This is a genomic window from Streptomyces sp. H39-C1 (assembly GCF_027158125.1).
In the GTDB taxonomy this organism is placed as follows: Bacteria; Actinomycetota; Actinomycetes; order Streptomycetales; family Streptomycetaceae; genus Actinacidiphila; species Actinacidiphila fildesensis.
Map to the genome: position 1 here is coordinate 1 of NZ_JAPVLS010000212.1, position 3423 is coordinate 3423.

A 3423-nucleotide genomic window follows, 5' to 3' on the forward strand; every position below is an offset into this window, starting at 1 on the left:
GTGTTGCCCGACGCTGAAAATGCCGACGAAGGCGGCGTTCACGGTGCCGACGAACCAGGACGGCGACGCCCCGCTGGGGCGGTCCCAGCGGGGCGGTCGTCGGTGAGGTGTCGTTTTCGTCGGCAAGGTGCCGGACGGTCAGTCGACCACCTCGCTGACGGCTGCGCGGGCCGCGGCCTCGTCGACGAGGTTCTTGCCGGTGGCGAACGCGGCGACCAGGGCTTGCAGGGCAAGGTTGTTGACCGCTCTGGGGTAGCCCCGCGAGGTGGTGTGGATCAGGGCCAGGGCGTCCTCGGTGAACAGCTGGTCCGGCCGGCCGACGAGTTTGAGGTGGTGGGCGACGTAGCTGGTGGTCTCGGCCGACGTCATGCCCGGCATCGTGTAGCGCAGGGCGGTCCGCTGTTCGAGGGCGGCCAGGACGGCGAGTTTCATGGTCCGCCGCAGGGTCGGCTGGCCGACCAGCAGGCAGGACAGCGGCGAGTCCTGGTCCATGCCCTGGTTGGTCAGCATCCGCACCGTTTCCAGCTGTTCGTAGGACAGAAGGTGGGCCTCGTCCAGGACCAGGACAGGGGTGCGCCCGCGTTCCTCACGCTCGGCCATCAGGGCCTTGCCGGTCTGAACGGTCAGGCGGGAACCGAGATGGGAGGGGGTCTGGCCGAAGGAGTTGACGATCTCTTCGTGGATGCCGCGGACCCCGATCAACGGGTTCGGGAGGTATATGACGGTGTATTTCGAGGGGTCGAGTGCGTCCAGGGTGGTGCGGACCGAGACGGTCTTGCCGGCGCCGACCTCGCCGGTGACCACGCCGATGGACCGCTCCGCGATGCACCAGGAGATCCGGGCGACGGCCTGGTTGTGGGAGTCGTGCCGGTGGAGCATGCCGGGCGAAAGGTTCCGGCCGAAGGGCATGCGCTCGAATCCGTAGTGGGCCTGGAGTTTCTCAATCACGTGTGTGCTCCGGAAAGTTCGCTGGTGGGGACGGGTGTCATGGGGCGGCCGGTGAGGCTTTCGATGACCAGTTCCAGGACGGCGATGATCCAGTCGGGGGCGGTGTCCTCGCCGAAGTGCCTGGCCAGGGCGGCGTCGACGTCCTGGTCGCAGGCTTCGAAGAAGCCGTGCAGTTCGGTCAGGAACACCGCGAGCCCTGCCGGATCAGGAAGTTGCGGCATCGTCGTTTGTGCCGGTCAGGTCGACGCTGGCGGGGCCGTCCCAGCCCAGGGCCGCGTAGTTGATCTTTTCTCCGAGCTCGGCCGAGTGCGCGGCGTCGATCAGGCCGAGGTAGTCGATGCCGGTCGTGGGCCTGGGCTCGTCGGCCGGGACCTCGGGACGGGCCTTGGGGTGGGAGTGCCGGGTGATCTGGAACGGCAGGGCGGTGCCCGCGTCCTGCCCGTCGACGCGGACCCGCAGGAAGGTCAGGTCGAACGGGTCGAAGACGAGCTCGACCTTGCGGCCGGCCAGGTGTGGGTCGACCTGGTAGCGGTTGCCGTGCAAGGACACCGTTGCGGTCTTGCCGACGCTGCGGTATTCGGACCAGCGGAAAGCCTCGGCCAGGTCGGCCGGGGCCGGGACCGGGAAGGGGGCGCCGGCCATCCAGCGTTCCAGCGGCGGCATCTTCGTCTCGGAGTGCACCCGCCGGTGGTAGGTCTGTTCGACCCATGCCGTGAACAGGCGGTTCATCTCGGCGAGGTCCTTGATCTCCCGTCCGACCTCGCCGGTGCCGGAGGCGATCTCGACGGTGAACTCACCGTTCACGGTGCGGAAGAACCGTTCGATTTTGCCCCTGCCCTCGGGCCGTCCCGGGGTGGAATGCACCAGCTTGATGCCGAGTTTCGCGCAGGCCCTCAGCAACCACGAGTCGACGAAGGCACTCCCGTTGTCCACGTAGATGTACTGGGGGACGCCTCGGGCCGCGAGAGCCGGCCGCAGGGCCGCGGCCAGGCGGACGGTGTCCTCCGCGAAGCCCCAGCGGTGCCCGACCACCGCCCGCGAATGATCGTCCACGAAGGCGAAGAGGTACGTTTTGCGGCCGTCGATCCGCGGCCCGTGCAACGCGTCCCCGGTCCAGATTTCATTCGGGCGGGCGGCCTCGAACCGGCCGAACACCGCCGACTCCTTCGGAGCCCTGAGCGCGACCAGGCCGGTGCGGTGGAACATCCGCTGCAACGTGCGCTCGTCCGGCGCCCAGCCCAGCTGAGCCCGCAGAATCCGGCGGACCTGCGCGGCCGTGCGGTCCGGGTTCTCCTTCTTCAACGCGGCGGCCAGCTCGAACACCTCCGGCGGGGTCCGCGGCTGGGACTGCCGGGCGGAGGGCACCAAAGCGTCGAACCCGCCCTGACGCCAGTCCAATATCCACCGGTCCAGCGTCCACCGGGTGATCCTCACGGTGCGGCCGTCCGCGTCAGTGTGCTCCTGCGAAGCGAGCTGGCGCACCAGTTTGCCGCGCTGGCGGCTGGTCAGCGTCGGGTCCGCGGCCTCTCTGATCAGCATGTATCGGAACAGGCCGATCGACCGGGCTCTTTCCAGCCGGGTCGCCTGCTCGTCGTCCTTCTTCGACACGTCCACCTTCCTGACATCTCGCCATGGCTATGGGCCCGCCGAGGCTTTCAGGAGCAAACCCCGCTGCGTCAGAGGGAGTTCGTGTTGATCGTTGATCAAGGCCAGGTGGGTGCCAGTAACCGGCCCTGCGAGGCCGCGCAGGCCAGCTGCCACGGCGACACCTCGCCGATGTCCGGCCAGCGCGAGGCCGCCGCTTTCCATGCCCCGGCGACCGCGGCGACCGCGTCCGCGAACGGCGTCGCCATCGCGGCCGGCATCACCGGATCGACCCCCGCCTCGACCAGCAGCACCGTGAAGTACGCCCGTATCTGCTCAGCTCGCGCGGAGAACCTGCGCAGCCAGCCCCTCACGGTGTCCACCGGCCGCCGAAGCTGCCCGGCGATCACCCTCGTCCCCGCCCCTGACGCTTTCGCGGCCAGCGCCGCCCCTATCACTTCCGCCAGGTCCACCCGCCTGACCAGCACGAATACCGGGAGAAGCACATGCGATGCCCCGCACCCACCGCACCGGGCGCGACGCGGACGAAGCCGCACCGCCCCTGTCCCGCTCCGCAGCACCCGCCCCCGGGCCCAGCCCCACGGCGCCAGCACACCCCCACAATCCGGGCATGCCAACTCCTCGTTGGCCAACCGGGTCTCGACCTCGGCCGCATTCGTCCCTACCGTGAGCACAGCACCTCCGCGTGCTACCCACGGCCCTCCCGGGACACCTCGGCCAAGAGATCACCGGGAGGGCCTTCGCATGCCCTCATCGGCAAGGTGCCGCCGCCAACGAACACCGGGGCCACACCGACATGCGCTCGAATCTGTCGGCACACAGAATGCCCCAACTCACCGCCCACATCGGCATCTTGAGTGACTCTCAACA

The 3423-nt window shown here is 69.0% G+C and carries 4 protein-coding genes; all 4 read right to left on the bottom strand.

Annotated features, from left to right (window positions below):
* Nucleotides 1-138: 138 nt before the first annotated feature.
* Nucleotides 139-948, bottom strand: a complete 810-nt coding sequence (locus tag O3W51_RS47575; RefSeq protein ID WP_269290297.1) for an ExeA family protein — start codon at nucleotides 946-948, stop codon at nucleotides 139-141.
* On the bottom strand, nucleotides 945-1169 hold the full coding sequence (locus tag O3W51_RS47580) for a hypothetical protein (protein ID WP_269290299.1): 225 nt from the start codon (nucleotides 1167-1169) through the stop codon (nucleotides 945-947). Before O3W51_RS47580 ends, O3W51_RS47575 begins: the two co-directional genes overlap by 4 nt.
* Nucleotides 1153-2556: a DDE-type integrase/transposase/recombinase gene (locus O3W51_RS47585; protein WP_269290301.1), complete on the bottom strand. Its 1404-nt coding sequence runs from the start codon at nucleotides 2554-2556 to the stop codon at nucleotides 1153-1155. The genes O3W51_RS47580 and O3W51_RS47585 overlap by 17 nt, the downstream gene beginning before the upstream one ends.
* 95 nt (nucleotides 2557-2651) lie before the next feature.
* A complete protein-coding gene (locus O3W51_RS47590; RefSeq protein ID WP_269290303.1) occupies nucleotides 2652-2915 on the bottom strand; it encodes a hypothetical protein in 264 nt (87 codons plus the stop codon).
* Nucleotides 2916-3423 lie beyond the last annotated feature (508 nt).

Excerpts from the sequence above, each read along its gene's own strand:
- O3W51_RS47580 (WP_269290299.1), bottom strand. The coding sequence starts at position 1,169 with ATGCCGCAACTTCCTGATCCGGCAGGGCTCGCGGTGTTCCTGACCGAA.